The sequence below is a fragment of the Chromohalobacter sp. HP20-39 genome (assembly GCF_033052815.1).
GTDB lineage: Bacteria > Pseudomonadota > Gammaproteobacteria > Pseudomonadales > Halomonadaceae > Chromohalobacter.
Window position 1 is genome coordinate 1 of record NZ_JAWHTP010001072.1, and the last position, 242, is coordinate 242.

At 64.9% G+C, this 242-nt stretch carries 1 protein-coding gene; it reads left to right on the top strand.

What is annotated here, in order from left to right; all coding sequences use genetic code 11:
• A partial coding sequence (locus tag RVY79_RS21225; RefSeq protein WP_317466594.1) for a hypothetical protein occupies positions 1 to 225 on the top strand: 225 nt, incomplete at its 5' end.
• Between the last annotated feature and the right edge of the window lie 17 nt (positions 226 to 242).

Genomic DNA, 242 nt, shown 5'->3' on the forward strand with positions numbered 1-242 from the left:
GCAGCAAACCGCGACAACACCGTCTCAATCGGCAACGCCACAACGCAACGCCAGATCGTCAACATGGCCGCCGGCACGCAAGCCACCGACGCCGTGAACGTCTCGCAACTCAAATCCTCCGTAGAAGCACTGGGCGGCGACGCCACGATGAATGCGGACGGCACCATCAAGGGCCCGAGCTACACCGTTGCAGGCGGCACGCAACCACCGTGGGTGGTGCGCTGACTGCGCTCGACGGTGCG